The organism is Streptosporangium sp. OZ121 (assembly GCF_051918885.1).
In the GTDB taxonomy this organism is placed as follows: Bacteria; Actinomycetota; Actinomycetes; order Streptosporangiales; family Streptosporangiaceae; genus Streptosporangium.
The window spans coordinates 26,957-53,090 of sequence record NZ_JBPXMC010000044.1; the positions used below are offsets into that span (position 1 = coordinate 26,957).

At 71.7% G+C, this 26,134-nt stretch carries 23 protein-coding genes and 1 pseudogene; 14 read left to right on the plus strand and 10 right to left on the minus strand.

Features of this window, described 5'->3' with window-relative positions; all coding sequences use genetic code 11:
• Window positions 1-214: 214 nt before the first annotated feature.
• Window positions 215-1,183: pseudogene (locus ACTOQ1_RS40325) on the plus strand (RNA polymerase sigma factor); the annotation flags it as partial.
• A 158-nt stretch (window positions 1,184-1,341) separates the two neighbouring features.
• On the opposite strand, the gene ACTOQ1_RS40330 reads toward ACTOQ1_RS40325, so the two are convergent.
• A complete protein-coding gene (locus ACTOQ1_RS40330) occupies window positions 1,342-2,115 on the minus strand; it encodes a class I SAM-dependent methyltransferase (RefSeq protein ID WP_440073590.1) in 774 nt (257 codons plus the stop codon).
• Window positions 2,116-2,287: 172 nt separating this feature from the next.
• Window positions 2,288-2,776: a hypothetical protein gene (locus tag ACTOQ1_RS40335; protein WP_440073591.1), complete on the minus strand. Its 489-nt coding sequence runs from the start codon at window positions 2,774-2,776 to the stop codon at window positions 2,288-2,290.
• A 132-nt stretch (window positions 2,777-2,908) separates the two neighbouring features.
• Between ACTOQ1_RS40335 and ACTOQ1_RS40340 the strand changes: the two genes are divergently transcribed.
• Together ACTOQ1_RS40340 and ACTOQ1_RS40345 are read left to right on the plus strand one after the other, a co-directional pair.
• A complete protein-coding gene (locus tag ACTOQ1_RS40340) occupies window positions 2,909-4,195 on the plus strand; it encodes a histidine kinase (RefSeq protein WP_440073592.1) in 1,287 nt (428 codons plus the stop codon).
• The gene (locus tag ACTOQ1_RS40345; RefSeq protein WP_440073594.1) at window positions 4,192-4,860 is read left to right on the plus strand and encodes a response regulator; all 669 of its coding nucleotides are present in this window, start codon (window positions 4,192-4,194) and stop codon (window positions 4,858-4,860) included. The genes ACTOQ1_RS40340 and ACTOQ1_RS40345 overlap by 4 nt, the downstream gene beginning before the upstream one ends.
• A 106-nt stretch (window positions 4,861-4,966) precedes the next feature.
• On the opposite strand, the gene ACTOQ1_RS40350 is transcribed toward ACTOQ1_RS40345, so the two are convergent.
• Window positions 4,967-5,407 carry an Lrp/AsnC family transcriptional regulator gene (locus tag ACTOQ1_RS40350; RefSeq protein ID WP_440073596.1) on the minus strand — a complete coding sequence of 147 codons (441 nt, stop codon included), beginning with the start codon at window positions 5,405-5,407 and terminating at the stop codon, window positions 4,967-4,969.
• Window positions 5,408-5,444: 37 nt separating this feature from the next.
• On the opposite strand from ACTOQ1_RS40350, the gene ACTOQ1_RS40355 reads away from it, so the two are divergent.
• Complete coding sequence (locus ACTOQ1_RS40355; protein ID WP_440073597.1) at window positions 5,445-6,329, plus strand: SMP-30/gluconolactonase/LRE family protein; 885 nt, start codon at window positions 5,445-5,447, stop codon at window positions 6,327-6,329.
• A 162-nt stretch (window positions 6,330-6,491) separates the two neighbouring features.
• Here the strand turns inward: ACTOQ1_RS40355 and ACTOQ1_RS40360 are convergent, their stop codons facing one another.
• On the minus strand, window positions 6,492-6,908 hold the full coding sequence (locus ACTOQ1_RS40360; protein ID WP_440073599.1) for an SRPBCC family protein: 417 nt from the start codon (window positions 6,906-6,908) through the stop codon (window positions 6,492-6,494).
• A 374-nt stretch (window positions 6,909-7,282) separates the two neighbouring features.
• On the opposite strand from ACTOQ1_RS40360, the gene ACTOQ1_RS40365 reads away from it, so the two are divergent.
• The 8 genes from ACTOQ1_RS40365 (at window position 7,283) to ACTOQ1_RS40400 (ending at window position 13,669) form a co-directional block, all read left to right on the plus strand.
• Window positions 7,283-8,341 (plus strand): lysostaphin resistance A-like protein, encoded by a 1,059-nt coding sequence (locus ACTOQ1_RS40365; RefSeq protein ID WP_440073600.1) that lies wholly within the window; start codon window positions 7,283-7,285, stop codon window positions 8,339-8,341.
• Window positions 8,342-8,605: 264 nt separating this feature from the next.
• On the plus strand, window positions 8,606-8,890 hold the full coding sequence (locus tag ACTOQ1_RS40370; protein WP_440073602.1) for a hypothetical protein: 285 nt from the start codon (window positions 8,606-8,608) through the stop codon (window positions 8,888-8,890).
• Window positions 8,891-9,098: 208 nt separating this feature from the next.
• Entirely contained in the window at window positions 9,099-9,413 is a 315-nt protein-coding gene (locus ACTOQ1_RS40375) for an ArsR/SmtB family transcription factor (RefSeq protein ID WP_440073603.1), read from the plus strand.
• A 43-nt stretch (window positions 9,414-9,456) separates the two neighbouring features.
• Window positions 9,457-10,410, plus strand: a complete 954-nt coding sequence (locus tag ACTOQ1_RS40380; protein WP_440073604.1) for an SRPBCC family protein — start codon at window positions 9,457-9,459, stop codon at window positions 10,408-10,410.
• 168 nt (window positions 10,411-10,578) lie between these two features.
• Window positions 10,579-10,986, plus strand: coding sequence for a RidA family protein (locus ACTOQ1_RS40385; protein WP_440073620.1), 408 nt, complete (start codon window positions 10,579-10,581; stop codon window positions 10,984-10,986).
• 256 nt (window positions 10,987-11,242) lie between these two features.
• The gene (locus ACTOQ1_RS40390) at window positions 11,243-11,551 is read left to right on the plus strand and encodes a hypothetical protein (RefSeq protein ID WP_440073605.1); all 309 of its coding nucleotides are present in this window, start codon (window positions 11,243-11,245) and stop codon (window positions 11,549-11,551) included.
• A complete protein-coding gene (locus ACTOQ1_RS40395; protein ID WP_440073606.1) occupies window positions 11,548-12,681 on the plus strand; it encodes a bifunctional WXG100 family type VII secretion target/C40 family peptidase in 1,134 nt (377 codons plus the stop codon). Before ACTOQ1_RS40390 ends, ACTOQ1_RS40395 begins: the two co-directional genes overlap by 4 nt.
• 223 nt (window positions 12,682-12,904) lie before the next feature.
• Window positions 12,905-13,669: a VOC family protein gene (locus ACTOQ1_RS40400; RefSeq protein ID WP_440073608.1), complete on the plus strand. Its 765-nt coding sequence runs from the start codon at window positions 12,905-12,907 to the stop codon at window positions 13,667-13,669.
• Window positions 13,670-13,693: 24 nt separating this feature from the next.
• Here ACTOQ1_RS40400 and ACTOQ1_RS40405 read toward each other — a convergent pair whose 3' ends face one another.
• The 3 genes from ACTOQ1_RS40405 to ACTOQ1_RS40415 form a co-directional block, all read right to left on the minus strand.
• Window positions 13,694-14,404: a maleylpyruvate isomerase family mycothiol-dependent enzyme gene (locus tag ACTOQ1_RS40405; RefSeq protein WP_440073610.1), complete on the minus strand. Its 711-nt coding sequence runs from the start codon at window positions 14,402-14,404 to the stop codon at window positions 13,694-13,696.
• Window positions 14,405-14,657: 253 nt separating this feature from the next.
• Window positions 14,658-20,147 (minus strand): ATP-binding protein, encoded by a 5,490-nt coding sequence (locus ACTOQ1_RS40410; protein WP_440073611.1) that lies wholly within the window; start codon window positions 20,145-20,147, stop codon window positions 14,658-14,660.
• Window positions 20,148-20,659: 512 nt separating this feature from the next.
• Window positions 20,660-21,163 (minus strand): DinB family protein, encoded by a 504-nt coding sequence (locus ACTOQ1_RS40415; protein WP_440073613.1) that lies wholly within the window; start codon window positions 21,161-21,163, stop codon window positions 20,660-20,662.
• Between the two features lie 158 nt (window positions 21,164-21,321).
• On the opposite strand from ACTOQ1_RS40415, the gene ACTOQ1_RS40420 reads away from it, so the two are divergent.
• A complete protein-coding gene (locus ACTOQ1_RS40420; protein WP_440073614.1) occupies window positions 21,322-22,545 on the plus strand; it encodes a cytochrome P450 in 1,224 nt (407 codons plus the stop codon).
• Window positions 22,539-23,327, plus strand: coding sequence for a TetR/AcrR family transcriptional regulator (locus ACTOQ1_RS40425; protein WP_440073615.1), 789 nt, complete (start codon window positions 22,539-22,541; stop codon window positions 23,325-23,327). The genes ACTOQ1_RS40420 and ACTOQ1_RS40425 overlap by 7 nt, the downstream gene beginning before the upstream one ends.
• Window positions 23,328-23,478: 151 nt before the next feature.
• Here ACTOQ1_RS40425 and ACTOQ1_RS40430 read toward each other — a convergent pair whose 3' ends face one another.
• From ACTOQ1_RS40430 to ACTOQ1_RS40440, 3 genes are all read right to left on the minus strand, one after another.
• Complete coding sequence (locus tag ACTOQ1_RS40430; RefSeq protein ID WP_440073616.1) at window positions 23,479-24,534, minus strand: ArsR/SmtB family transcription factor; 1,056 nt, start codon at window positions 24,532-24,534, stop codon at window positions 23,479-23,481.
• Window positions 24,535-24,685: 151 nt separating this feature from the next.
• Window positions 24,686-25,141, minus strand: a complete 456-nt coding sequence (gene soxR, locus ACTOQ1_RS40435; protein ID WP_440073617.1) for a redox-sensitive transcriptional activator SoxR — start codon at window positions 25,139-25,141, stop codon at window positions 24,686-24,688.
• 47 nt (window positions 25,142-25,188) lie between these two features.
• Window positions 25,189-25,818 carry a TetR/AcrR family transcriptional regulator gene (locus ACTOQ1_RS40440; RefSeq protein WP_440073618.1) on the minus strand — a complete coding sequence of 210 codons (630 nt, stop codon included), beginning with the start codon at window positions 25,816-25,818 and terminating at the stop codon, window positions 25,189-25,191.
• Between the last annotated feature and the right edge of the window lie 316 nt (window positions 25,819-26,134).

Below are 26,134 nucleotides of genomic sequence, written 5' to 3' on the forward strand. Positions count from 1 at the left end.
AACGGGACGGCCGCGCCCTTCGTGAGAGATCCCGGCGGCGGAGCTCTCCGCTCCCAGCGAAGGACGCGACGGCGAGCCAGGCGCCGCAGCACACCGTCGCGGGACGTACCTTGAACTGCACGGGTTGTTGTATCTGACCAGACCTGGGGAAGGTGTGAACGCCATGGAAGCCGCCACCGTGGAAGGCACCGTTGAGGTTGTCGAGGTTGAGGAAGAGGACCTGGTCCTGACCGACGACGACGAGGCGCCCGCAGCCCTGGAGGCGACCGTCGGGGCGAGCACCGACCCGGTAAAGGACTATCTCAAGCAGATCGGCAGGATTCCCCTCCTCAACGCCGAGCAGGAGGTCGAGCTCGCCAGGCGCATCGAGGCCGGGCTGTTCGCCACAGAACGGCTCAACGACGGCGACCGGCTCCAGCCCGACGTGCGCGCGGAGCTCGAATGGCTCGCCGAGGACGGCCACCGGGCCAAGAACCACCTGCTGGAGGCCAACCTGCGCCTGGTGGTGTCGCTGGCCAAGCGCCACACCGGCCGGGGCATGCTGTTCCTGGACCTGATCCAGGAGGGCAACCTGGGGCTGATCCGCGCCGTGGAGAAGTTCGACTACACCAAGGGATTCAAGTTCTCCACGTACGCCACCTGGTGGATCAAGCAGGCGATCACCCGGGCGCTCGCCGACCAGGCCCGCACCATCCGCATCCCCGTGCACATGGTCGAAGTGATCAACAAGCTGGCGCGCGTGCACCGGCAGATGACGACCGACCTGGGCCGCGAGCCCACCCCCGAGGAATTGGCCGTGGAGCTGGAGATGACCCCGGAGCGGGTCGTCGAGGTCCAGGGGTACGGGCGAGAGCCGATCTCCCTGCACAGCCCGCTGGGCACCGAGGGCGACAGCGAGTTCGGCGACCTCATCGAGGACTCCGAGGCGATCACCCCCGAGGACGCGGTGGCCTCCGCGCTGCTGCAGGAGCAGCTGCACACGATCCTGGAGGCGCTGTCCGAGCGTGAGGCCGGGGTGGTGGCGATGCGGTTCGGGCTCGGCGACGGCCGGCCCAAGACGCTGGAGGAGATCGGGCGCGCCTACGGGGTGACCCGCGAGCGCATCCGGCAGATCGAGTCCAAGACCATGACGAAGCTGCGCCACCCCTCGCGCTCGCGGGCCCTGCGCGACTATCTGACCTGATCGGTCACCCGGCCCCGCCGGCCCCGGGGCGGTCGCCGTCCGGACCGCCCCGGATTCGTTCTCGCCACCGCGGGCCCCTCAGGCCCGGCGCCGCCACGAGGCGCGACCGGACGAACGGGGCGTTCGAGACACGCGTGCGGCGGCCGTCACGATCCGTGTCACGACCTGCGCGCGACGACTATCTCGGTGACGACCTCCTCCTGCCACTCCCTTGACGGGTTCGCCGCGGCCAGTGCCTCGCGCACCGCCTCCGTGAACGCGGGCAGGCGCTCACCGAGCCGCGCGGGCGAGGAGTAGGAGAACGACAGCTGCAACCCCACGATCTCGTCGACGGACTGCCGGACCGTACGGGCGAAACACCGGGACTCCAGCCGGTGGAACACCGACTCGCGCAGCACCTCCTGGTGGTGCCGCCCGCTCTGGGCGTACTCCTCGCTGTTCGCCCGCCACTCCAGGCCGAACGTCTGCCGTACGGCCCGCACCACCGGCTCCCAGGGCGGGTCGACCGGGGCGGTGGTGGGACCGGCCAGGACGACCGCCCCGTGCGCGGGGAGCAGCCCGTCGAAATACCGGAGCACCCGCTCGCGCTCCATCCAGTGGAAGGAACGGCCCATGACGACGTGGTCGACCGGGCCGAGCGGCAGCTCCCCGAGCGTCGAGGAGTCGCCCCGCAGCCAGCGGATGCCGGGCGTGCCCCACCGGGCCCCCTCGGCGAGCATCTCCTCGCTGGGGTCCACGGCCAGGATCTCCCCGGCCCGGGACGCGAGGGGGATCGCCAGCGTGCCCGGACCGCACCCGAGGTCCAGCACCCGTACCCGGTCGTCGAGGTCCAGCATGTCCGCGATGTAGTCGATGATCTCTGTTTCGTAGCCGTGCCGGTAACGCGCGTAGTAGGTGGCGGCACCCGCGAACAGTTCGCTCCGAGAGATCATGCGAACCAGTTTAGACACGCTCTTCCGGGAACCGGAGGCCTGCGGCCGGGCCGATAGGGGCCCCTGAACAGCGGAAGACGCCGTTCGTCGCGCACTGCCGGAGACACGTGTCCCGTCCGGCGGACCGGGAGGGTCACGCCCGGTCCGGGGCACCGGGAGGGCCGCGTCCCGTTCAGGGCGTCCGGGGGCCGGAGGGAACGACCTTGCCGAGTCCCCAGGCGACGAGGCCGGTGATCGCTCCGACGATCACACCGGTGAAGACGCTGCTGATCGCGGCGAAGAGTCGCAGGATGGCGGACTGCGTGGCCGGGGCGAGGTCGCTCAGGTTTCCGCCGAGCGTGGGCGGGTTGCCGCCGAACGCGGAGTTCCAGAGCAGCTGATGTCCCACGGCCAGGAAGACGCCGTAGAACAGGCCCACGACGAGGAGGGTGAGGAAGGGGTTGGGCACCCTCCGCCAGAGGGCGACCGCGATCCAGACGACCGGAGGTACGAAGACGAACAGGGCGTTCACGAAGGTACCCTCGTGGATGACGTCCAGGTCGTGAAGCACGACCCGGGGCGCCGCGAGAAGAGCGAGTCCGATCACGGCGAGCACGGGCAGCCCGAGGACCGGGCGTCTGGAGGCGAGCGGTTGACGCGGCAGGGCGTTTCGAGAGGTCATGGCCTCACGCTAGGAAGCGCCGGGGACGCGGCACATCCGTCTCCGGTCTCGATGCCGGTACGTCGAGAGGCGACCGCCGGCGTCGCCTCACGCGGGACGCGGAGCGACGGGACGGCGCCATAGGGTGAATTCATGATCGAAGAGCGGTACGGGCAGGCACTGAGGAGACTTCCGCCCTGGGCGGTCGACGCCCTGATCGGTGCGGGCGTCGCTCTCACCGTGTCGATCGTCATCTCCGCCGGCCAGGGAGGACGGCAGAGCCCGGACGCGATCGCCCATCTGTGGGCCGTGGGGCTGGGGGCGCTGATGCTCGCCCGGCGACGCCACCCGGTGACCGTGCTCGCCGTCACCGCCCTGGGACTGTTCGCCTACTACGCCGCCGGCTATCCGGCCGTCGGGATCGCGGTCCCCGTCGCAGCGGCGCTGTTCTCGGCGGCCGAGTTCGGCCGTCTCGTCCATGCCGTCATCACCGCCACCGTCGTGATCGCGGTCTCGCTGTTCTTCCGCCTGGCCGAGGGAGATGACTTCTCGTTCGTCGTCGGGTACGAACTGGCCGGGCACATCCTGCTCATGGCCGCGGCGATCGCCCTGGGAGACAGCCTGAGATCGCGGCGAAACGCGCAGGCGGGAGCGAGACGGATCGCCGAGCTCACCGCCCAGCGGTACCGGCAGGAAGCGGACGCCCGGCTGCACGCCGAACGCCTGGCCATCGCGCGTGATCTGCACGACTCGATCGGCCACACGACCTCCGTGATCTCCCTGCACGCCGATGTCGCCCGCGAGTCGCTCGGCCGCGACGAGTCGCAGACCCGGGCGGCTCTCGACCTGATCAAGTCCACCACCACCCGCACGATGAGCGAGCTGCGCAGAACCGTCGCCCTGCTCCGTACCCCGGACGAGGACGCGAGGTCGGTCGTCTCGTTGTCCAGCGTCGACACACTCCGCGAGACCGCCGCGGCCGCGGGAATCGAGATCGACATCGAGATGCGCGTCACCGCCGAGCTTCCCGCGACGGTGGACGCCTCGGCGTTCAGGATCGTCCAGGAGGCGGTCACCAACATCGTCAAGCACTCCCGCGGCACCCGTGCCCGCATCACCGCGCTCGACGACGGCGCGGTCCTGCGCCTGTCCGTCGTCGACGACGGTCCCGGGCAGGTCCGTGACGGCGGCCCGGACCACGACATCGGTCCCGGACACGACATCGGCTCAGGTCACGGCGTCGGTCCGGGACACGACATCGGCTCAGGTCACAGCACCGGCTCAAGTCACCGCGTCGGTCCGGGACACGGCATCGGTCCGGGACACGGCATCGCCGGGATGCGCGAGCGGGCCGAGACCCTCGGCGGCACCCTGACGGCCGGACGCGAGTCCGCGGGATTCGCGGTCCGGGCCGTCCTCCCTCTGGAGAGGACGTCATGATAGGCGTGGTCATCGTCGACGATCAGGAACTCGTGCGCGCGGGACTGCGGACGCTCCTGGAGAACGATCCGGGCATCACCGTCGTCGGTGAGGCCTCGGAGGGGCGTGCCGCGCTCTCCCGCGTCCGGGAGCTCCACCCGGACGTCGTGCTCATGGACATCCGCATGCCCGGCATGGACGGGCTCCAGGCGACCGCGGCCATCCGCGCCGACGAATCCCTGAGGGGTTCGCGGGTGCTGATCCTGACCACGTTCGACGACGAGGAGGACATCGTCGAGGCCGTCACCGTGGGAGCCGCCGGCTACCTTCTCAAGGACACCCCGTCGGAGGACCTCCGCAAGGCGGTGCGCACGGCCGCGGGAGGCGGCAACGTGCTCTCCCCCGCGATCGCCCGGCGCGTCATGGAACGTCTCGCCCAGACCCCGCGACCGCCGGAGCCGGACCCGCGGCTGGCCACGCTGACCGAACGGGAACTCGCCGTCCTGGCCCGCATCGGTCATGCCGAGACCAACGACAGGATCGCCGCCGCGCTCTTCATCAGCCCGGCCACCGTACGCACCTACGTCAGCCGGATCCTGGCCAAACTCGACGCGCGGGACCGCACGGCGCTGGCCGTCATCGCTCACCGCTCCGGGCTCGGCACCGGCGAGGACCTCCGCCGGTAGTGACCGGCGCGTCGGCGGCCGAGGGCTTCCCGCTGCTCCGGCTCCGGCTCCGGCTCCGGCTCCGGCTCCGGGAAGGCGAGCTCAGGTCACGAGGCCTTCGCACACCCTAGTGAGGGACATGCAGGCCACGCTCGAAGAAGCTCTCCAGCACCATGATGGTTCGCGTCCCGGTCACCCCCTCGATCTGGAAGATCCCGCGCAGCACCTCCTGCAGTTCCCGGGTGCTCGCCGTACGCACCTTGACCAGCAGTGACGCCGGGCCCGCGATGACGTGCGCCTCCTCGATCTCGGGAATCGCCAGCAGCGCCTCGCCCGACGCGCCCATCCACGCGTCCCCCTCCACGAGCACGAACGACAACACGCCCCTGCCCGCGGCGACGGGATCGACGTCGATGGTCGTCCGCCGGATCAGCCCCCGTTCGCGCAGTTTGCGCACCCGCTCGTGCGCGGCGCCGCTCGACAGCCCCACCGCGGCGCCGAGCGCGGCGTAAGACTGACCGGCATCGACCTGAAGGAGGCTGACCAAAGTCTTGTCAATCTTATCCATCGCCGTATCATATTCTGTGATCAAGGAGGATTGCATGATGGAATCTATCCCAGCGGAGTTCGAGGCGTTCGACGAACGGTTCGTCGGCGTCGGGGGCGACGAGCGGATCGAGCGGATCCACCACGGTTGCCGATGGGCCGAGGGTCCCACCTACGTCGCGGCGGGCCGCTATCTGCTGTGGAGCGACATCCCCAACGACAGGATGCTCCGATGGGATGAGATGACCGGAAACGTTGGTCCCTTCCGCGCCCCGGCCGGGTACAGCAACGGTCACACTCTCGACCGGCAGGGCCGGCTGATCTCCTGCGAGCACGGCAGCCGGCGGGTGACCCGCACCGAGCACGACGGCTCCATCACCGTCATCGCCGACAGCTGGCGGGGCAAGCGTCTCAACAGCCCCAACGACGTGGTGGTCAGGTCGGACGACTCCGTCTGGTTCACCGACCCCCGTTACGGCATCCTCAGCGACTACGAGGGGCACCGCGCGGAGAGCGAGATAGGCAACGACCAGGTCTACCGCCTGGACCCCGCCACCGGAGAGGTCACGGCGGTGGCCGACGACTTCGCCCGCCCCAACGGCCTGGCCTTCTCGCCGGACGAGTCCCTGCTCTACGTCGCCGACACTCACCACGGGCATCTGCGGGTCTTCGACGTGCACGGCGACGCCTTGGAGAACGGCAGGGTGCTCGCGGAATGCTCGGCGGGCGGCCTCGACGGGATCAGGCTCGACACCGCCGGCCGGATCTGGGCGGCGACGCACGAGGGGGTGCACTGCTTCGCCCCGGACGGCACCTTGATCGGCAGGCTCAGGCTTCCCGAGAAGACCTCCAACCTGGTCTTCGGCGGCCTCAAGCGCAACTGGCTGTTCATGACCGCCTCCAGCTCGGTCTACGCGATCATGACCAACGTCCGCGGGGCGTGATCTTCCCGGACGTGACACGGGCCGGCTCGAGGACGCGGCCGGTACGCCGGGAAGCCCGGCCGAGACGGTGTCGTGTGCCCGCCGGACCGCCCGGGCCGCCGGAGCCGGACCGGCCCGGCGTACGGTCGCGTACGGCCGCCCGCCCGCGGCCACCGGAGGGGATCAGCCGCCTCGCCGGTCGACCTGACCGGCGAGGCGCTCCAGGCTGTCGCCGAGCGCCCGGTCGACCGCGTCGCCCGGCGGGGCGTGCGCCTCGTCGAAGAAGGACAGGTGGATCGTCACCTCGCTCTCGGCGTCGCCGATGCCGGCCACCTGGAGCCACCCGGCGTAGCTGCCGTCGTCGCGGGTGCCCCACTCCATCCGGAGCTGGTCTCGCTCGGTGCGCAGCAGCGCGCGGAAGTCCTGCCCGGTGGAGTCCTGCCCGCCGGTGTCATCGTGCACCGTCACCGCGGGCAGGTCTCCCGGGTGCACGTGCAGGTCGTGCGGGAGCCACTCGTCGAGGTTGTCCAGATCGCCCGCCCGGTCGAACACCACCTCCGGCGGTGCGGCGATCGTACGGGAACGCTCATATTCACTCATCTCGATCCCTCCGGTGTGGAGACCCCCGGCCTCGGCCCCGAGGAGGTTGCCGACCGGTCGTGGACGTTGATCGACGACCTACCCCACCCCGCGAGATCCATCCACGAAACACCAGCTCAAACCGGATTCCGAGAGCTCAGGGCCGGGACCTCCACCGGGATCGCCCGCCGAGGCCCCGTGGCGTCCCCGGAGGGAACGGCGCGGAACCGAACGGCGCCGGGTGTCGTTGTGCCCGAAGGGGACCGGGATCCCGGGTGGAGCGTCGAGCTCGATGAGGCGCGTCCCGCCCTCCGACCTCATGAACCCTCATGAACCTTCATGAACCTTCATGAACCCTCATGAACTCCGTGAATACATCGGAACGGAACGAAGCCATGCACGTCCCCCAGGACCCTCGGCCCGCGGCGGGGCCCCTCCAGCCCCCCGCCCAGCCTCCCGGCCCGCCGCCCCACCGGTTCGGTGCTCCCGGTGCTCCCGACGCGTCCGGCGTACCCGTGGAGCATTTCCCGCCCCCGTCCCGGCACGACCCCTGGCTGGTGCCGGCACCGCCCGGCAGCCGCTACGACCGGCTGGCGCGTACCCGCCTGCACGCCTGGTGGCGGCCGGTGCTGGGCACGGCCGTGGGCCTCGCGGGCCTCATGCTGGCCGGGCTCGCCGTCATCCTCGGCGGTGCGACGGCCGGCGTGGTCGCGGGCGTCGAGATAGGCGGATCCGACGGGCAGATCTTCACCGATCCGGTGTTCGACCTGGGGATCAACCTGCTCGCGATCGCGGCCGTCCTGCCCGTCGTGTACGGCGTGGTGGCGTGGATCCAGCGGCGCCCGCCCGGCACCCTCTCCTCGGTCGTGGGCCGCCTGCGGTGGCGGTGGATGGCGCGGTGCACGGCGGTGGCGGTCGGCGCCGTGGTGCTGGGCCAGGCCGCGGTCGCCGTCACCTACGTCGCCACCGGGAAGAACCTCGGCGACATGTTCGGCTGGGTGGGCTGGGAGCGCTTCCTTCCCGCCCTGGCCGTCACCCTGCTCCTGGTGCCCTTCCAGGCCGCCGCCGAGGAGTACGTCTTCCGGGGGTGGCTGATCCAGGCGTTCGGCGCCTTCCTCTCCAACCCGTGGCCCGGCATCCTGCTGAGCGCCGCCGGCTTCACCGCGGTGCACGCCTACATCGACTGGGGCGTCATCGACGTCTTCGCCTTCGGGGCGCTGATGGGCTGGCTGGCGGTGCGGACCGGCGGCCTGGAGGCCGCCATCGCCCTGCACGTGGCCAACAACGTGCTGGCGTTCGGGGTCAGCGGAGCCGACGGGAGCCTGTCGGAGGCGCTGAAGCAGGGGTCGGTGCCCTGGCAGACCCTGGCGGGAACGGTCGTGCAGCTCGGCCTCTACGCGATCGTGGTGGTGGTCATGGCCGGGAGGCGAAGGATCGAGACCGTCTCCCGCTGAGGCCCCGGCGCCACGGCTCGAATCGCCCCGGGCGGCCCGGGGTCGCCGCGCGGGTCACCCACGTTGCCATCCAGCAGCCCGGGACCGCGGCCCAGGTCGCCGCGGCTCAGGCCGCCGCGTGACCGATCGGCACAAGGAGGACGCGGGGTCGGGGGCGGGACGAAACATGTTTTCAGCTCTCCGGCAAGAAACCGATTACCCAGAGAATTCGTATGGCTACCCTGAGGACATGCCCCCAATCAGGTGACAACCTACGCTCACGACATGGGCGAGAACGCTTTCGAAGTCCCGCTGGACGAGGCAGACGGCCACCTGCCCGATGTCATCAGTGCCGCGGCCGAGCGCAACACCATCGCCTACCTCACCGATCACGGCCGTCGCGTGGCGGCGATCGTCCCCGCCGACGAAGCCTGGTACTGGACCTCCGGCTGGCAGTCCGCCGAGGGCGAGGCCGACACGGACATCCGGGAGGGCCGCGTTCGGACGTTCGACAGCATGGACGACATGCTCGCCGAGATCGACACCGTCCGGGGAGACGGCCCGCGGTGAGGGACGCGTCACGCCTTCCGCCCGGGCACTACGCCATGTGATCCACAGGCGCACCGCGCCAGAGTCCCCCGATCCGCCCCATCGGCCCTCGTCGCCCACGTGGAAACCGGTCGGACCACGCGCTCCCCTCCCGTACGCCGGACGCGACGCCCGAATCGCCTTCCACGCTCCTTGACAGCTTATATGCCAGTCCAGCTATATTGCCGAAGTGTCAACCACATTCGAAGTACTGGCCGAGCCCCGGCGCCGGGAGATCCTCGACCTGCTCCGCACCGGCGAGCGTCCCGTGGGCGACCTGGTCGAGCGGCTCGCGCTGACCCAGCCGACGGTGTCGAAGCACCTGAGGATCCTGCGCGAGGCGGGCCTGGTCGAGGTCAGGCACGACGCGCAGCGCCGGTGGTACCGGCTGCGACCGGAGCCGCTCGCCGAGATGGCCGCCTGGCTCGAGCCCTACCGGAGCATGTGGGAGACCAGCCTGGACGCGCTCGAACGCCACCTCGACACCATGCCGGAAGAGGCCTGACAAGGCATCAGGAATCCGACAGAACTTAAGAAAGGGCAACATAGTGGAGGAACAACAGGCGACCCTGCGGACCGTCGACGACCGGCCGGTGCTGCGCTTCGAACGGCGGCTGGCCCACTCCCCGGAGAAGGTCTGGAAGGCCGTCACCGACCCGGCCGAGATGGTCCACTGGTTCCCGGCGGCGGTGGAGACCGAGCAGGTGGTCGGCGCCGCGATGCGCTTCACCTTCGAAGGCGGGGACGACCTCACCCACGGCCGGATCCTCGAGTTCGACCCCCCGAAGGTGTACGCCTTCCGCTGGAACCAGGACGTGCTGCGTTTCGAGGTGCTCCCCGACGGGCCGGGGTGCCGTCTCGTCTTCACCCACACGCTGGGAGGCGGGTGGGCCGGCCGGCTGACCGCGGGCCGCACCGCGGCGGGCTGGGACGTCTGCCTGGTCGCGCTGCTGGCCAGGCTGGACGGCGAGCCCTCCGAGCAGCCTTCCGAGCAGCCCTCCGGCTGGGCCGACCGCATCGGGGCCTACGTCGAGGTCTTCGGGCTGGCCGAGGGCGAGACGCGGGAGAGCGGCGACGGCCACCTCGTGAGGTTCGCGCGCGACCTGATGTGGAAGCCCGTCGAGGAGGTGTGGGACATCCTCGTCGAGCGGGACGACCCCCGGCCGGGTGCGGAGCCGCCGGCGTGGCTCACGAACCCGTACGTGCCCGCAGGCCCGGTGACGGAGGCCGGGGCGCCGCGCGTCCTGGAGTACGACTGGCTCCATGACGGCGAGCCCGCGGGGCGGGTGCGCTGGGAGTTCGCGCACGATCCCGCGCAGGGCACTCGGGTGGTGCTGACGCAGACGGTTCCCGCGCGACTGGCCGATCTCCGCGCGACGGCGCTCGCCGCCTGGCAGGCGCACCTGGAGGTACTCTTCGCGGCCGTCCAGGGCGAGCCCCGGCGCCGGCCCGAGGGTCGCGTCGAGGAACTGCGGAAGCTGTACGAGCACCGCCTGGGCTGATCGCGCCCGGAGCGCCCGCGCGGCGCGATCGACGGGCAGGACGGACCGCGGGCCGACCGCGCGGTTTTCTCGTCCTCACCATGTCATCATATTGCATAGCAATGCTATGGTTTGATGGAACGCGAGCCCGAGCCCGAGTTCGCCGAGGACGAAGACGAAGGAGCAGCGATGGCCGTCACCCTGGTCAACCCGGACGGGTTGCCGAAGCCCGAGGTCTACCGGCAGCTGTCGATCGCCACCGGATCGAAGCTGGTGTTCCTGGCCGGCCAGGTCGCCCGCGACGCCGACGGCGGCAAGGTGGGCGAAGGCGATCTCGCCGCCCAGGTCGAGCAGGCCTACCTCAACATCGGCACCGCACTGGCCGGGATCGGCGCCTCCTTCGACGACGTGGCCAAGCTGACCGTCTACGTCGTCGACTGGAGCCCCGACAAGATGCCGCTGCTGGGCGAGGGGGTCGCCAGGGCGGCCGCGAAACTGGGGGTCGACCCGGTCAAGCCGATCACGCTGCTGGGCGTCGCCGCACTGGGCGAGCCCGATCTTCTGGTCGAGGTGGAAGCCACCGCGATCATCGACTGAACGACGGGTGACCGCCGCGGCCCTCGCCGTCCGGCACCCGCCGCGGTCACCTCGTCGGCCACCGTCATGCCGCCGGCGGGACCGCGACCCGCGGACCGCGGGGCCGGATAGGTTTTCGTACTGCGATGATCACGGTTCGCTGGATATGATCGCTTCTTGGTAGATATGGCCGGACGGTGGGCAGGCAACCGGCCAACGCGCCGAACCGGCGTCCGAGCGGGTGGCATCTCGGCGACGGCGGAGGGAGTCGGCTCCGGTGGGAAACCTCGACCTGAATCGCGAGGCGCTGGCCAAGCTGCGCGTCACGGTGAACACCCAGGGGGGAAGGCTCGCCACCGTCGGTGACGACTTCCCCGCCAGGGGCGGCGCGAGTTCGTCGCTCTTCGGGACCCTGACCGGCGCCCGGGAGCTGGCCGACGCGATCGGCCGGGTCGAAGGGTACGCGGACGGCGAGCTTGGCACGGTGAAGAGCCGCCTTGACGGCGTCGAACGTGCCCTCGACACGATCGAGGACAACGTGACCGCGGCAGAGCGGGGCACCACGAGCCATCTCCCGACCATATGACCGACATGGACGCCGTGGCGGCGCTGCCCGGGGGGCAGGCCCTGGCCGCGCTGGTGAGGAAGACGGACGGGGACCCCGCCGCGATCCGGGCGATCGCCACCCGGTGGCGCAAGGCGGTCAGCTCGTCCGCCGAGCCGTTCAGGCTCCTGAGGAACGCGGTCAACCAGGTGGACACCGCCTGGAGGGGCGCCTCCGCCGACGCCTTCGTCGCGTACATGCGGCGGTACGACAAGGCCGGCGGTTCCCTGCGAGACGCGCTGGGCGACTGCGCGAACTCCCTGGACGCCGCCGCCGGCGCCGTCGAGACGGCGAGGTCGGACGCCGAGCGCGTCTGCGGCGACCTGCTGACCTGGGTGGCGGAATACCGGCGCCGCAACCCGCACGCCACCGAGGAGCAGCTCAAGCCGGGCATCGGCCGGCAGGTCGAGATGGCGGTGTCCCAGGTGCGGGGGCACGTCGACTCGGCCGAGACCGCGCTGTCCACCGCGCGGCGCGAGATCGACAAGCATCTCGGCGACACCACGGTGTTCTCCGCCATCCCGGCCGCGGGCGACCAGGACTTCGTCCCCGGCCCCGGGCACACCACCCGGTGGGTGCCGGTGCCCGAGGAGGAGCTCCGCACCACGCTCGCCGGTACGGAACCCGGCTCGCAGAGCGGCGGTGGGGGCGGCGGCGGGCAGGGCAACGGCGACGGCCCGTCGTCCGGGAACAACGGCGGCGGCTCGGGCGGCGGCGGTGGAGGCGGGGGCGACCAGGCGATCCCGTACACGGTCACCGGCGACGGCACCGGAGCCGACGTCGTGGCCGCCGCGAGGAGCCACATCGGCAAGCCCTACGTCTGGGGCGCCGACGGGCCCAACGCGTTCGACTGCAGCGGTCTGGTGCACGTCTCGCTGAACGAGGCGGGCATCAAGATCGGGGACAACACCGCCGCCGGGTACCAGGCGAGCGGACGGCCGATCACCGGCCCGCCGCAGCCGGGCGACATCGTCTTCTTCGGCTATCCGGCGACCCACTGCGCCGTCTACATGGGCGACGGCCAGATGATCGCCGCCCCGAAGCCGGGCGACCACGTCAAGATCCAGACGGTGGCCGGCGCGTCCCCCATCACCTACCGGCGCTTCACCTGAACGTCCGTACGGGGCTCGCACGACGCCGGTCGGCAGGTCCGCTCGCCGGTGTTCGCGGTGACGGGGCCGGTGGTTCCCGGGTCGCCCGCGCATCGGGTACGGAGGAGAGGGAAATGTCGGTGGAGTCTGGCAGGCTGAGGGCGACCGGCCCGATGGTTTCGCCCCCGCGCGCGGAAGCCCGGAGCCGGGTCACCGCCACGTGAACACGTCGAAGGAAGAGGCCATGCTCACCACCCGATATGTCCCCGGCGCCCCCAACTGGATCGACCTGGGCACGCCCGACACCGAGGCCGCCGCCGCCTTCTACTCCTCCTTGTTCGGCTGGCACTTCCAGGAGGCCGGTCCCCAGGCGGGCGGCTACGGCTTCTTCCAGCTCGACGGCAAGACCGTCGCCGGCGTCGGGCCGCTCGCCCAGGAGGGCGCGCTGTCGGCGTGGACGCCCTACTTCCACACCTCCGACGCCGACGCCACGGCGAAGGCGGTCGAGCAGGCGGGCGGGACCGTGCGCGTCGCGCCGGACGACGTCTTCACCAAGGGCCGGATGGCCGGGTTCACCGATCCCGGCGGCGCCGAGTTCGCCGTCTGGCAGCCGGGCACGATCCAGGGCCTCGACCTCGTCACCGAGAACGGCTCCCTGGCGTGGCTCGAGCTGTACGTCCCCGGCACGGAGGCCGTCCGCCCCTTCTACCAGGCCGTCTTCGACTGGAAGGTCCAGGACATCACGTTCGGCGACATGCCGTACCTCCTGCTGTCGACCTCCGGGGATGACAGCCAGGACCTGGGAGGCGTCATGTCGCTCCAGGAGGGCGACAGGCCGCACTGGCTGGCGTACTTCGAGGTGGCCGACTGCGACGCGTCCGTCGTCCGGGCGCGGGAGCTCGGCGGCGACCTCGTCGCGCCCGCCGCGGACATCGAGGGCGTCGGCCGTTTCGCCGTGCTCTCCGACCCCCACGGCGCGCGCTTCGCCGTCATCACCAGCGTCGGCTGACCCGCACGGGGCGCCTCGCCGGTCTCACCCGCCCGGGCGCCCCGCCGGTCCTGCCGTGCGTTCGCGCAGGATCGCGACGCCGTCGCCTTCGAGGTCGTCGCAGTACGCCGCGCGCCCGGTCATGGCCATCGTGAGCGCGAGGGTGGTGCCGGACACGAGCGCGCCGGAGCCGGTCCTGAAGGGGCCGTCGTCGGCGGCGAGTCGCAGGCCGCCGATCCGTCCTTTGGCGAGGACCACGAGGTCGGAACCCCGGTAGTAGTCGGCCAGCCGGGTGAGGGCGGTGATCGGGTAATCGCGGCGGATGCCCAGCGGGCGCCGTATGTCCTCCGCGTGGACGATCGTCTCGCCCAGCATCGCCACGGTCGGCAGGGGTGGTTTGGTGGTGCTCGTGACGACGCGGCGGAACCTGTCATGCGTCTCGGCCGCGGTCGCCCCCAGCTGCTCGGCGAGCCGCATGGCGACCTGCCTGTCGAAGTCGAACCGGCAGCGGATCACGCCCGCCAGCCACCGCACCGGGGTGAGGCTCGCCGCCGAGGTGAGGTGCGCCAGCACCTCACGCACGGTCAACCCGGTGCACAGCGACGGCGTCGTCCACTGCTCGCCGGTCAGGTTCGCCAGGTCCGCCGCGAGGGCCGCTCGTTCGGCGTGGATCAGCGGCCAGATGTCGGACGCGCGGCGGAGATTCGCCTTCGGTTCCGGATCGGTCGTGTCGGGCGGCGTTCCGTCGTGGGCCATGGGAGTCCTCGCAGCGGTCGGTGAGGGGGTCAGAAGGTGGGACTCCCGCCACGAGGCGGAATCGTCGCTCGCGAACCGTCTTCTCGCGGGCGACCCCGGTCGTGGGGCGGCACGACGCGTGCCGCCCCACGACTCCCCGTTCGAGCCGGCGGCCGGAAGGCACGGCCTCCGCCGGCCGGAACCGGAGGGCTCGGCCTCCGCCGGCCGGAGGACGGCCGCGGCGAAGGCGCGGGCCTCCGGTTCCGGGACCGGGTCAGACCTGCCGGGCGAGGCCCCTCTCGACCGCCTCGATGATCTTCGGCCGCAGCTCGGCGCAGCTGATGATCATGTCCACCGAACCGACGTCGACCGCCCGCTGGATGCTGTGCACGCGGTCGAACTCGGTGGCCACCTCGGTGAGCTTCTCGGCCCGCACGGACGAGCGCAGCTCGGCCAGCTCGGTGGCGAGCGCGGCCCGCGTGGCGGCCGGTGCCTCTGCGACGCGGGCGGCGAGCGCGAGCACGCGGGGGTCGTTGCCGGTCCGCTTGTCGACGTCGCGCGCGAAGACCACCGCGGCGGCCGGGGCACCGCCGAGCACCGAGGCGAACGATCCCTCGACCGCGAGCACGGTCATGTTCGGGTTGAGCGCCTTGGAGAACACCACGAACGCGCCGCCGTGGTACCGCGAGATCACGCAGAACACGATGGGGCCCTTGAAGTTCACCACCGCGCGGCCGATCTCCGCGCCGTACTCCAGCTGCAGCTTGCGCATCGACTCGGGCGACCCGTCGAACCCCGACAGGTTGGCCAGCACGACCAGCGGACGGTTCCCGCTGGCGGCGTTGATGGCCCGGGCGGCCTTCTTGGACGACCTCGGGAACAGGGTGCCCGCGGTGTAGGTGTCCGGGCCGTCGGTGGGCGGGAACCCGCGGCGCGGCACGGACCTGGACTCGATGCCCAGCAGGGACACCGGCCGGCCGCCGAGGTGGACGTCCCAGACCGCGGCGGTGTCCGCGTCGGCCATGCCCGCCCACCGCTCCAGCACCGGGTGGTCCTGGTCGGAGAGCGCGCGCATGACGGTGCGGATGTCGAACGGCTTCTTGCGGTCCGGGTTGGACTCGACGGAGAAGATCTGGCCCACCGTCGTGAAGTCGCTGTCCGGCACGCTGTGCGGGAACGTCGACACGTCACGGTCCACCGGGTCGCCGGTGACCGTCCTGCGCGGCCGGCTCTCCCCCGGCGCGACGTAGCTGTGGTCGTAGTGCGCCATCAGGATCTCCCGCGCGCCGCGGATGTCCGGCGCCCAGTACTGTGCCTGGCCGTTCGGGCCCATGATCCGGTCGTATCCGCCGATGCCGTGGTTGTCCTCGGCCGACACGCCGCCGGAGAAGTCGAGCGACTGCTTGCCCGTGAGCACCATCGCGGAGTCGGGCGTCATCACCAGGATGCCCTTGGTGTGCATGAGCATCGTGGCCTCGGCGTTCCAGTACGGCTGGGCGCCGACGTTGATGCCCGCGACCACGATGTTGATCTCGCCGCCGTCCTGGGTGAAGTTCACGATCCGCTTCAGCGCGGCCGCCACCCAGTCCATGTTCTCGGTGCCGGACGACATCGAGATCCGGGCGCCCGCGGAGAGCGCGAACCACTCCAGCGGCACCCGCATCCGCTCGGCCAGGTCGAGCGCGGCGATCACCCGCGCGCACTCGGGCTCGGACAGCGCGCCGAGCGCCTTCGTCGGGTCGCCCAGCAGCACGACGCGGGTCATGCCCTCCGGGTGGCGCGACGTGGGCGTGCTGACGACGCCCGCGACGAGCGCGGCGGTGTTGCGCCCCTTGGGCCGGTTCACCGGCACCAGCTCCGACCGCTCGTCCAGGTCGTACTCGGTGAACGAGCCGAACGGCCCGGCGAGCATGGCGGTCAGCTCGTACGGGTGGTGCGTGCCCCGGCTGTGCGCGCGCAGCACCTCCTGGCGGTAGTCGTCCAGCGGCTCGATGGGCTCGGTCGGCGGCGGCACGACGGACAGCTGCACGCCGGAGCCCACGTCGTAGCCGATCCGCACGGCGATGTCGACGAGCTCGCCGGTGGCGCCGTCGCGGCGCCTGCCGAGGAAGAGCACCTCCTCCAGGCCCGCGCCCGCCGTCGTCGGCAGCACGCGCTTCGCCACGGTGTTCAGGTCCTCCGGCGAGAGGTCGTTCGGCGGCCACACGTAGATGACGATCCGGTTGGTGGCGGACGTCTTCGCCCCGGGCTTCTTGGCCCGGCGGATCGCGTCGAGGCACGTGGCCAGGATGTTCTCGGCCGCGGGCAGCGCGACGAGCCTGCCCTCGTCGTCGCGCAGCGGGGTCAGGTCGCGGACCTGTCCCAGCGCGACGAGGCGCTCGTCGGACGGGTTCTGCCGCGCGGTGGCCCGGAAGAGGTACACCTCCTCGTCGGGGGCGGGCAGCCGGGTGAGGTCGAAGTCGCGCAACCGTTCCAGCTGCATGCGCTCGGCGATGCGCGGGTGCAGGCCGCGCAGCAGCCGTTCCTCCGCGAAGCCGTCCGCGGACGGCCGGAAGGTGAAGTGGTGGTGCATCACGGCGCCGCTGTTGCCCGCGACGGTCGCGACGATGCGGCCGACCCGGTTCGACGGCTGCTGCGCGACCATGACCTCGCGCAGGCGCGCGGCCATCTCGTCGGGGTCGCTCGGGCCGTCCGACCAGGTCAGGTAGATGTCCGCCACCAGCTCGCCGTCACCGGCGAACTCGTCGACCGCCTTGACCGCCTCGGCCAGCGCCAGGAAGTCGACCGCGGTGGCCACGACGCGGCCGTTGCCGGTCGCGGTGCGGTGGTCGGCGACGACGAACGTGCAGCCCGCCACCTTGCTCACCCGGATGTCGCTGAGCGCGCGGTTGCCGTAGTAGCGGCGGCTCAGCACCTCGAGCAGCGGCACGGGGTCCGCGCCCTCGCGGCCGATCCGCTGGCCGACCAGCCGGACGAGCGGCTCGGCGCTGGCGACCATGGCGGAGATCCGCTCGGCGCGGTCGGGCGCGTCCGGGTACCGGTCGAGGTGGCGCAGGTGCTTTCGTACGCCTGTGTAGACCTTGGCGCGGGTGCGGCGCAGCAGCGGCTGGGCGAACCAGGCGAACACCACGCCGCGCGCCAGGTCCGCGACGGCGGGGAACCGGACCTGGGTGGCGGCGACCAGGTGCTCCAGCGCCAGGCCGACGGTGACGCGGTCCGCCTCGGCGGGCGGGGACTCCTTGACCCACTGGCGCAGCAGGGTCGTCACCACGGCGACGTCGGTGGACGCGCGCCGCTGGGCCAGGAAGATCCGGAAGACCGCGTCCTCCAGCTCCGGCGTGCGCTCCAGGCCCTCGACGCCGTAGCGGGACAGCACGTGCGTGAGCCGCTGCCGGAAGCTCTCCGACAGCCCGGCCCGGTCCGGGTCCAGGTACTGCAGGTAGGTGTGGAAGTACTCGCGGGGGCTGTGCACCGAGGAGTCGGGCTTCGACTCCTCTCCGGCGGGCCGGTTGCGGCTCAGCTCGCTCAGGTCGGCGAACAGGCGCAGCAGCTCGACCTCGCCGGCCGGCTCGTGCTCGCCCTTCTCGGCGAGCTCTGCGCGCGCGGCCAGATAGCCGGTGAGCAGGCGCTTCTCGTCCCGCGAGTCGATGTCGAAGCCCAGCAGGAGGCTGCGCAGGTCCTGCAGCCCGCGCGCGGCCCGCTCGGCCGCGGGCACGTCCGCCGGCTCGGCCGGCAGATCCAGCTCGACCTCCCGCACCTCGGCCGCGGGACCGGCCGCCTCGTCGCCGTCACCCAGCGGCTCCAGGCGCAGCAGGCGGGCGCCCGCCTCCACCTGGCTGCCGACCGACACCGCGAGCTCCCGCACGCGGCCGCGGAACGGCGCGCGCAGCACGGTCTCCATCTTCATGCTCTCGACCACGAGCAGCGGCGCGCCGGCCTCGACCTCGTCGCCCGCCTGCAGCGGCGTGGCCACCACGAGCGCGGGCACCGGCGAGCGCACGATGCCGCCCTCGTCGCGGCTGATCCGGTGCGTGACGCCGTCGACCTCGACCAGGTGGATCGGGCCGTGAGTGCTCGTGACGACCTTGAAGCGGACGCCGTTCACGGTGATCTGGCCGCTGTGCTCGTCGAAGCGCTCGATGTCGACGTCGGCCGCGTGCTGGGGGCCGCCCGCCGAGATGCCGATGCGGAACCGGTGGCCGCCGGTGCGGGCGACCTGGACGCGGTAGCCGACGTCGCGGAGCTTGAGCTCCAGCGCGCGTCCGCTCTCGTGCTGCGACTGCGGGCGGCCGCCGTGCGCGGCGGCCAGGAAGCGCTGCCGCGTCACGGCCTCCTCGTCCTCGTAGGCCTCGACGGCGGCGGCGATCAGCGCGATCGCGGAGTGCCGGTGCGCGACGAGGGCGCCCTGGGCGCGCACGCGGTCGATCCAGCCGGTGTCGGCGGACCCGTCGATCACCGCGGGCTCGTCGAGCAGCGTGCGGATGAAGCCCTTGTTCGTCACGCCGCCCTCGATGATGACGGTCGTCTGTGACATCGCGCGGCGCAGGCGAGCCAGCGCCTCCGTACGGTCACGGCCATGCGCGATGATCTTGGCGATCATCGAGTCGAAGTCGGCGGGGATCGTGTCGCCCTCGCTGAACCCGGTGTCCACCCGGACGCCGGGGCCGCTGGGCAGTGCCAGCCGCGCGATCCGGCCGGGTGAGGGCGCGAAGTCGCGGTCGGGGTCCTCGGCGTTGAGGCGCGCCTCGACGGCGTGGCCCCACTCCTGCGGCGCGTCCCCCTCGAGCCTGCCGCCCGCCGCGACGTGCAGCTGGGCCTTCACCAGGTCGACGCCGGTGGTGATCTCGGTGATCGGGTGCTCGACCTGCAGGCGCGTGTTGACCTCGAGGAACGCGAACAGCCGCTCACCGGGGTGGTAGAGGAACTCGATGGTGCCCGCGCCCTTGTAGTCCACCGCGAGCACGAGCCGCTCGGCCGCCGCCTTCAGCTCGGCGACCTGCTCGGCGCCGAGGACCGGGGAGGCGGACTCCTCGATGATCTTCTGGTTGCGCCGCTGCACGGAGCAGTCGCGCACGCCCAGCGCCCACGCGGTGCCCTGCCCGTCGGCGATGACCTGCACCTCGACGTGCCGGGCGCCCGTCACCAGCCGCTCCAGGAACACGACGCCGCTGCCGAACGCCCGCGCGGCCTCCTGGCGCGTCAGCTCGTAGGCCTGGGACAGCTCGTCGGCGTCGGCGACCATCCGGATACCGCGGCCGCCGCCGCCCGCGGTCGCCTTCAGCATCAGCGGGTAGCCGATCCGCTCCGCCGCCGCCTTCGCCTCCTCCAGCGTCTCCACCGGACCTCGGCTCCACGGCGCGACGGGCACCCCGACCTCTTCGGCGATCAGCTTCGAGCCGATCTTGTCGCCCAGCCTGCGCATCGCCTCGGCGCTCGGGCCGACGAACGTCACGCCGATCTCGGCGCACAGGTCGGCGAACGCCGGGTCCTCCGCCACGAAGCCCCAGCCGACCCAGGCCGCGTCCGCACCGGTCTCGATCAGGGCCTTCTTCAGGACCGCGTGGTCCAGGTAGGGCCGGTCCGCGGCGAGTCCCAGGTCGTAGGCGATGTCCGCCTCCCGGACGAACGTGGCCGTCCGGTCGGAGTCCGTGTACAGGGCGACGGTCTCGATCCGTGTGCCCGTCTCCGCGGCTAGGTCCTGAACGGCGTGGATGAGCCGCATGGCGGCTTCACCGCGGTTGACGATGGCGACACGACTGAACACTGAGCGGGCCTTTCGAAGACGGTGAACACGGCGGTCGTCCCCGCCGTAACCGGGGTACATCCTCTCGACTGCCTCCGGATACCGGAATGGCGGGGACTAAGCGTGTTTCGCGGCCGGAGTTGTGCGGCTCGCACAAACGCGCCTATCGGGACGGTGACGTGTGGCGGGTGTGACATGTGGCTGGTGTGATCTTGGTCGCGCGGCGGCTCGTGGACTCGAAGGTCCGTTCGGACCGGTCACGGGCGAGGGTAGTCCGTTTGCCGGGCGGCGACAAAGATGGCAGCTCGCGCCCGTGCCGTCCGCGTGGCGTGCCCCGTGGGGGCGATGGGTGACGTGGCCGCCGCGTCGCGCCTCCCGATCTTCGAAAACGACGGTTCTCCCTCGGCCGCGATCGCCCGAGGGGCGACGCGAGGAAACCCGGCCGGCTCGTAGGTCACGGTCACCACGCCGGTGGTGGTGGTCACGGAGCACCTGGGTGACGGCACCCCTGCCGACCTCGCCGGCAGGGACGCCTATTCGCCGGTGAAACCGTCGATCCGCTCGCGCAGCAGGTCGGCGTGGCCGTTGTGCCGGGCGTACTCCTCGATCATGTGGACCAGGATCCAGCGGTGGGAGCAGTCCTGCCCGTGGCGCTGCCGCTTCGCGACGGCGTCCAGCGGCACCTCGGCCGAGAGCTTGCGGGCGAGCTCGATCTCGGCCCGCCAGGTGGCGAAGGCCTCCTGGGCGGAGGCGGTGTCCACGTCGTTGAACTCCGCGTCGGGGTCGTCGGTCTTGTAAAGCAGGGGAACGTCCTCGTCGTTCAGCACGCGGCGGAACCAGGCGCGCTCCACGTGCGCCATGTGGCGGACCAGACCGAGGAGCGACAGGGTCGACGGCGGCACCGAGCGCTCTCGGAGTTGCTCCTCCGAGAGCCCCGCGCACTTGACGGCCAGGGTCTCGCGGTGCCAGTCGAGCCAGTTGTTCAGCATGGCGCGCTCGTCGCCGACGAAGGGAGGAGAGACGCGGTTGTCAGTCACGGCTCACGATTATCGCACCGCGAGGTACCGTCCGGTCATGGCCGATGATCGGCCGGAGTCGCCGCGCTCGGGAGGTTCCGGCGAGGAGCGAATTCGAGTCACTTGACCTGAATAAGTCAGGCGACTTAAATGGCGCCAACGCGATCCCCCGAGGGAGAGTGATCTTGAGCGAGCCCAGCGCCGAGGCGCCCGAATACCCCTTCCGCAACCCCAGCGCGCTGGAGCCTCCGCGGGAGTGGGCCGAGCTGCGGGAGGGCCGCCCGGTCGCGCCGATCCGGCTGGCCAGCGGGGACACCGCGCTGCTGCTGACGCGTTACCAGGACGTCAAGGAGGTCCTGTCGGACCCGCGTTTCACCCGCCGGCTCGACGCCGAGGGGGCGGCGCGGGTGACGGCCAACGAGTCGGGCGGCGTGTTCGGCCGCAGCGGTGACAGCGGCGGCGCCATGACAGGCGACACCCACCGGGCGTGGCGGCAGTTGGTGGGCAAGGCGTTCACCGCCAAGCGGGTCGTCGCGATGCGGCCCAGGATCCAGGCGATGGCCGAGCGGCTGGTCGAGCGGATGGTCGCCCAGGGCGAGCCCGCCGACCTGGTGAGCGCGGTCGCCTTCCCGTTGCCGGTGTGGGCGATCTGCGACCTGCTCGGGGTGCCCGACTCCGACCGGGACAGGTTCGCGTACTGGTCGGACACCATGCTCAGCATGACCAGGTTCGGTCAGGAGGAGATCGACGCCGCCCAGGGCGAGTTCGACGCCTACCTGATGGCACACGTCGACACCAAGCGGGCCGAACCGGGCGACGACCTGCTGAGCGAGCTGGCCTCGACGGTGGAGGGGCTGGACGGGCGGCTGACCGAGCGGCTGCTGGTGATGACGGCCAAGGGCCTGCTGGTGGCCGGGCACGAGACCACCGCCAACATGATCGGCAAGATGGTGTCGATGCTGCTGGCCGACCGTTCTCGCTGGGAGGCACTGCTGGCCGACCGCACGCTGATCCGCTCGGCGGTGGAGGAGGTGCTGCGTTTTGACGCCAATCCCGGCTTCGGCATGCCGCGTTACCTCAGCGAGGGGGTCACGGTGGCGGAGGAGGAGCTGCCCGCGGGCACGACGGTCGTGTGCAGCATGGCCTCGGCCAACCGGGACGAGAGGCAGTTCGAGGGCGCCGACGAGATGCGGCTGGACCGCTCGCCCAACCCGCACGTGACCTTCGGTGCCGGCCCGCACTCCTGCCTGGGGCAGGCGCTGGCCCGCACCGAGCTGCAGACCGTGCTCGGCGTGCTGCTGGAGCGGCTGCCCACGCTGGAGCTGGCCGTCCCGGCCACCGAGCTCAGGCGCCGCGAGGGTCTCGTGGTCGGCGGGCTGGAGAAGGTCCCGGTCCGATGGTGACCGTGCCCGGCCGGACGGATCACGGGAAGACGGAGCACGACAAGAGGGAGCGCGGGAAGACCGTCCCCACCAGGACCGCGTCCGGCATGACGAAGCACGGCAAGACCGTGCCCGGCAGGACGGAGCGGGCGCGGGAGACGCGCGGAACCATCCTGGACGTCGCCGAGCGGCTGTTCGCCGAGCACGGGGTCGGCGAGGTCTCCAACCGGCAGATCGGCCAGGCCGCCGGGCAGGCGAACAACTTCGCCGTCGGCTACCACTTCGGCACCAGGGCCGACCTGGTACGAGCGATCATCCGCCGCTACACCACCGAGACCGAGGAGCGGCGGCTGCGCATGCTGGAGACGATCGGCGACTCCGCCGACCTGCGCGCGTGGATCTCCTGCCTGGTACGCCCCGCCACCGACCATCTCGACGCGCTGGGCGTGCCGAGCTGGCGGGCCCGCTGCCTGGCCCAGGTCACCGCCGTGCCCGCCCTGCGCCAGATCGTCACCGAGGAGTCCGTGGTGACCCCGTCGATGCGGCGCACCCTGGACGGCATGCTGCGGCTGCTGCCCGACCTGCCGGAAGGGGTGCACCGCGAGCGCGGCGACATGACCCGCCTGCTCCTCGCGCACGCGCTGGCCGAGCGCGAGCGCGCCCTGCACGAGGGCGGGTCAACGGCCCACGCGAGCTGGGAGGCCGTCGCCGTCGGGCTCATCGACGCGCTGGCCGGCCTCTGGCGGGCCCCCGTCACCCCCTGCCCCCCACCGCGGAGAACGGGTCCCTCATGCGCGGGCTGAAGCACAAGAGAGTCGTCGTGGCCGGCGGCGCCACCGGCACGATCTCCGTGGACGAGCGGGCCTGACCCTGACCGCCGCGGGCCCGGCCTCGCCCGTTCCTGCGTCCTCGCCCGATCGGGTCGAGGCCGGTGCGGCCCGCGTCCAGCGGCGATCAGCCGTTGTCGTCCCCCGGGGTCTCGGGGGCGAAGTGCCGCACCCCGAACGCGATGGCCGCGGCGAGGTCGTCGTCGCCGGTTCCCCAGGCGGCCTGGATCGCGGGCCCCCAGGCGTGGCAGCTGCGGGTGGCGAACTCCTTCACCTCGGGCGCGTCCTCCCAGCTCTCGGGGTCGAACGGGGTGCCGCGCAGGAACAGGTCGAGACCGAGCAGCGCGAGGTCCCAGCCGCCGCCGATCCCGATCGTGCCGCCGGGACCGTAGGTGCGCACCAGCTCGTCGACGATCTCGGCGGGAGAGGCGTGCTCCAGCTCCAGGACGGTGCCGCCGTCCTCGCCGCGCGCGAGGCGGACCTCGACCTCGGTGTTCATGCCCTCCCCGAGGACCCAGGTCACCTTGATCAGATGGGGTTCCTCGCAGCGCAGGATCGTCCCGCCGGCGTTGTTCTTGAGCTGGTACGTACCACCGGGCCGCAGGTCGCCGTCGATCGGGGCCAGCCATCGGCCGATCCGGTCGGGGTCGGTGCAGGCGCTCCACACATCCTCGATCGAGGCGTCGTAGGTGCGGCGCAGGAGCAGCGACCGCCCTCGGCCGGTGGCGACCGGGAGGTCGCCGATCTCCCGGTGGGTGGCGTTGATCTGGTTGACGATGTCGATCACGTGTCTTCCTCGTTCCTCGTTGAGGGGTGTCCGTCCGCGGGCGGCGGCCCGGCGCCGTCCTCGCGCCGTTTCCGGGGCCCGCGTCCGCCGCGGCGCCAGCTCGGCGCCCAGCGTGTCCAGGTGCCGGTTCCAGAACCGGCGAAAGCGCTCCAGCCAGCTGTCGACCTCCTGCAGGGGTGCCGATGCGACGGCGTACAGCCGCCGGGTGCCGTCCGCGCGGACGGTCACGAAGCCGGAGTCCCTCAGCACCCGCAGGTGCCGCGACACCGCCGGCTGCGAGATCCCGAACTCCGTCCGGATGACCCCGCCGACCGCGCCCGCACTCCGTTCACCGCCGGCGAGCAGCTCCAATATCCGGCGTCGCACCGGGTCACCGAGCGCCTCGAATGCCTGCACGGCATCGAGAATTTCATCTAGTACTTATATAAGTCAAGCCTTAAATATTTGTGCGGCCGATCGCGCTCCGTTCACTGCCGACGAGCCTGCCCGGCGCCCGATGTCCCCGGTGCCGGCCGCCGGCTTTCCGCCCGTCGCCGTCGGGCCGGTGTCAGGGACCCAGCAGGCGGCGGGGACCCGGGCCGTGTTCGGCGAGCGTGTCCCCGGGGTTGATCAGCGCGCACTGCTCGAAGGACAGGCAGCCGCAGCCGATGCACTCGGTGAACCGGTCGCGCATCCGCTCCATCTTCTCGATGCGAGCGTTGATCTCCTCGCTCCAGCACGCCGACGCCTTGAGCCAGAACTCCCGGGTGGGCGGGACACCCTCGGGGAGGAAGCCCAGCACTCCCCCGATCACCGACAGCGGCATGCCGACGCTCTGCGAGGCGCGGATGAACGCCACCCGGCGCAGCGTGCTGCGGTGATATCGGCGCTGGTTACCGGTGGTCCGGCGGCTGGCGATGAGCCCGCGCCGCTCGTAGGAGCGCAGCGCCGATGCGGGCACGCCGCCGCGCTCGGACAGCTCGCCGATGGTCGGCTCCTCGGCGATCGTCGCGGGTTCCGGCATGGGCCGACCCTGGCCCGAGGTGAACCCCGGTTCAGGTACGAGGCCGTTCACCCGGTGCCGCCCGGACGCCGGGACGGGGCATCGGGCGGCGCGACGGGCAGGACGCAGGACAGGGCGCGGCGCAGGGTGGTGGCGAAGGACTCGGTGTTGCCGGGCTCGAGCCAGTGCCGACCCGCCACGCGGATGGCACCGGCGACCGCGGCGGCCGTGACGGCGGGGAACAGGTCGCGTCCCGGGTCGGTGCCGGTGCGCGTCGCGATCGCCTCGGCGAGCGGGCCCTCCGCCATGGTGAACGCCTTCAGCGCCTCGCCCTCCAGCTCGGGCGTCGACATGATCATGCGCAGGCCGGCCTTGTCGGGCTCGGGGTCGCTGTAGAGCTCGATCACGGCCGCGGTGACGGCCTGGTCGAGCGGCTCGCCGGCGGGCCGCGAGCGCAGCGCCTGCCCCACGCGCCTGGACTGGTCGGCCTGGAAGGCGCAGATCGCCTCGGCCCTGCTGGAGAAGTAGTTGTTGTAGGTGCGGGGTGAGACTCCCGCGGCCGTGGCGATGTCATGGACGCGGACAAGGGCCAGCCCGTTGGGGCCTCGCTCGATGGCCAGGCGCAGCGCGGCATGGCCGATCGCCTCCCGGGTGGCCTGGCTGTTGCGTGCCCGGAGGCCCATCGCGTCGTCGTTCATGGGGCAACCCTATCGAAATTGCGCGTCGCGCACTATGTGCGTGTCGCGCAAGTTGTGGATAGAGTGCGGTGGAGCGCCTGGCACTCACGCCTGGAGAGTGCCAACCACACGGCGTGTGCCGGGACGGCGAGGTCCGTCGGCGGGTTGGCCGCCCGCCGGTGGACCGTCCGTCGCGGGCGCCGTCCCGGAGAGCCCCGTCAAGAGCAGGAGCAGGAATGACATCGAAAATGATCGCGTTCAACGAGGACGCCCGGCGCGGTCTCGAGCGCGGCATGAACCAGCTCGCGGACGCCGTCAAGGTGACCCTCGGCCCCAA